General features: G+C 58.3%; 3 protein-coding genes. All 3 read right to left on the bottom strand.

Annotation, left to right across the window (positions count from 1 at the left end; all coding sequences use genetic code 11):
- Positions 1 to 37: 37 nt before the first annotated feature.
- Positions 38 to 2,137, bottom strand: coding sequence for a recombinase family protein (locus tag AKG11_RS33220; protein WP_050747113.1), 2,100 nt, complete (start codon positions 2,135 to 2,137; stop codon positions 38 to 40).
- Positions 2,138 to 2,429: 292 nt separating this feature from the next.
- Positions 2,430 to 2,891 carry a helix-turn-helix domain-containing protein gene (locus tag AKG11_RS33215; protein WP_050747112.1) on the bottom strand — a complete coding sequence of 154 codons (462 nt, stop codon included), beginning with the start codon at positions 2,889 to 2,891 and terminating at the stop codon, positions 2,430 to 2,432.
- Positions 2,892 to 3,084: 193 nt separating this feature from the next.
- Positions 3,085 to 3,391 (bottom strand): DUF5372 family protein (locus tag AKG11_RS35280; RefSeq protein ID WP_210166815.1); only part of this gene is annotated, 307 nt, incomplete at its 5' end.

Below are 3,391 nucleotides of genomic sequence, written 5' to 3'. Positions count from 1 at the left end.
GAACGATCTGCATTCATACTGCATCTCTCTTTCGCACTCAGTTGAAGGTTTTGGCTTGGCTGGCATTTTCCTTATGAGCGGCGAGGCGATCGACGAGCTGGTTCCATCGACTGGATTGCTTTTGCGGTAAATCTGTCTTCGGAAGCTCGTACAGGTAGTAGTGTCCGTTGTAGGCATGGCTGGTGACGAGGCCATGTTCAGCCCATCTGGCGAGGGTATGCTCATGGATATTGAGGTGTGCAGCCGCCTCCTTCTTTGTCAACATCCCACGATCCCGGAGCCGGTCATAGCGTGATCTCAGCTTGTATTCGCGAACAAGATAGGTGACGCGTTTGGTTGTGAAGCGGGCGTTGCGCTGGTCACGGCGCGTCACCGAGCCCGGACGGTATCCCTGATTGTTGAGAATGTCGGCGATCTCGGAAAAAATATGATCGTCGAGGAGCTTATCGATCAGTGCAATGATGTCGGGGTTCGTCTTGACCTGCTGGCTGGGCGATTTTGGGCTGATGGTGACGAGTGTCTGGGTTTTGCCGCCTTTGAAGCGAATATGAGCCTTGGTTGTGCCTCTCTTCGGTAGTTTGAGGAGGGTGACGTCCTCAATGATGTGGGCAAGCAAGCGCTTTCGTTCGCGGTTCGGGGTCTCTGGGTTGGTCCAGAGTTTTTTGAAGTCCGCCGTCATTGCGACCAACCGCTCGTAGACGGCCTTATCGAGGATGAATTGATCGTGCTCCCAGCCGCGCTCGCGCTCTTCGCGGGCATTAGCCAAGATGCGGAGCTTCTCGTTCCATTCGCCTTCGAGCGTGTCGGCGACGAGGCGGTTATTGGGATCGACGAGCATGAAACGGCGCTGGGCGAGATCGGCTTCCGTTTGCGCGCGCTCGATTGCGCGACAGCGCAGCCGGTCCGCCTCTTCATGTCGCGCTTCGATCTCTTTGCGGACTTCAATCGCCAGTTCGATGGCTGCCGGCGTCATCTGCTCGGCGATCAGCATGCCGATGGCTTCGTCAACAGGAGGTGCAGCGATCGCCTGGCAGAGGGGTTCACCGCGATTGGTACGGGCGCGATCACAAACGTACCAGGCTTCCTGCCGACCGCGTCGGGCAGCGTAGCGCATGTGAAAATGCCTGCCGCATTGCCCACACACGGCGCGCCCCTGCAGCAGCGCCGGGCCTTCCCGCGGAGGTGATGCGACCGCCGCGTTCCATTTATGGCAGATGTTCGACTTCAGAATCCTCAGGTTCTCCTGATGTTGCTCCCAACTGATGTAGCCGGGATGGGCATCTGGAATGCATGCTGTCCAATCGTCACTACCTTGTTTGCGCACGAGCTTTTTGCCATCGATGGTTCGTCGATAGCGACGGCGGCCATAGGCATAGGCTCCGGCGTAACGTGGATTGTGCAGCACGCGCATCGCCGTCGAAGGCGTCAGTGGCCGGAAAACCGTCTGGCTGTCGTGCAAGCGAGAGGGAAAGAGAATGCCTTCCTGCCGAAAGGCCTTGACGGTCTGGGAGGCGGATCCGACGCGAGAGAACGTCTCGAAGAAATGGGCGATCGTCTCTCTGACTTGCATGTCCGGATCAAGCGTTACATTGCCGGAGTGGTCATAGACCAGCCCGGTTGGCAGCGGGCAACGGAACTCGCCACGCCGGGCCTTATTGAGGATGCCGCCGCGCAGCCGCGCCTTGATCACATGCAGTTCGGCCTCACTCATTGTTCCCTTCAAGCCGAGCAGGAGCCGGTCGTTGAAACTTGCCGGGTCATAGACACCGTCCTCGTCGAGGATCAGGGTGTCAGCAAGGGCGCAGATCTCGAGTAGACGCTGCCAGTCGGCATTGTTGCGCGCCAGACGGGAGACCTCCAGGCCCATGACGATCCCGGCATGTCCCATGCCGACATCGCTGACCAGCCGCTGAAATCCCTCACGCCAGACCGCCGATGCGCCGGATTCACCTTGATCGCTATCGATGACGATAATCTGCTCCTCGCGCCAACCAAGGGCGATAGCGCGCCCGCGAAGCGCATATTGCCGCATGGCGCTCTCGGTATTGTCGATGACTTGCCGCATCGAAGATTGGCGGATGTAGAGGTAGGCGCTGCGTTCGAGGTGATGAGGCTGGACTTTGAGATGTACATTCATCGTGATCTCCGATCGTTGATGCTCATGGCGATTGTCGCAAGGACGTGAACGACGGCGCTGTGTCCGCGGTGCAGCGGCCAAGCAATTGACGATGGGTAATTCTGCTCTCGCGGGGTGCTTGCTGTTGCGGTCAGCGTCTGAGCCCATCCCCACATGCCCCGGCGCAAAAAGAGCATCAGGCCACTACGGGCCATAAGTGGCAGCGCTGCGCCGAGAGCAGCCTTGCGCAAGACCTCGTACTGGGACGCGATGGTCGACGGTAGGATCGGGCATGCCGCCGTCGCGGCAAGGTTTACCTGCCGCTTTTTTTTAGAACCCGCTCGATCGATCTGGGATGAAGCTCGATATCGAGTTCCTGGCGGAGCAGCTTGGCAAGTTCCCGGGCGCGAACGGGTTCTCCTGGAGCGAGCTGCGCCCGCAGAAATGCCACGACCTTGTCGTCGATCTTGTGGGGACCGCGGGGCCCCGGCTTTGTCGGCACTAGTCCGGCAATCCCGGCCATATCGAAGTTCACCTTGGCCTGGTAGTAGGTCGGCCTGGAAACACCGTACTCGTCGGAGGCCTCCGTCACCGACACCTTGTCGATGGAGACGCGCCGCAGCATCTCGTATTTGACCTGCACGGCGTCGTGCGGATCGAAGAACTCGCTGCCCCGGAACTTTGGATCGCGCACCTTCTCGGGGGTGGGATTGAACGTGCCCTCTTCGATGAGGACATCCGTCTTTGTGCGCTTGCTGTCGTACTTCGCAGACATCGATGGCTCCGAGGACATGAAGCGGCGTTATCGTAATGCTAATTATGACGCATTTTACTGCCTCGTCAAGGCAACCCTCATGATTTAGCATTAGATAAGCCCTGTAATTGCGGGATAAATTCCACGAAAATAAGACCCATGCGGCATAATCAGCTTTACAGATGCGGCATATTTATCTTTACAGCTCTGCCCATCATCGTGTTCTGGAAAGGCGCTCTACCAGGGCGGCCAATTCCATTAAGTCGGCGACCCGCAAGAGCGACCGTCCGTTACCCATGACAACTTCAGGATCTGGGCTCATAAGGTCAGTCCATTGCGGGGGAACGGACCAAACGGTGGCATCCTCGGTCTGCAACAGCAAACGTTTGCCCTGCGAGTTAGCTCGCTCGCCGACGCAAGGAAGCTGTTGTCCAAAAAGGGGATGAAACGGGTGCATGACCCGCACTAACTGCTGACCTGCGCTGGTCGGGGCTGCATTCTCAGATGAGGTACAAGCGGCT

The organism is Shinella sp. SUS2, from assembly GCF_001262505.1.
Classification (GTDB): domain Bacteria; phylum Pseudomonadota; class Alphaproteobacteria; order Rhizobiales; family Rhizobiaceae; genus Shinella.
This window is presented reverse-complemented; position numbering and strand designations above follow the sequence as displayed.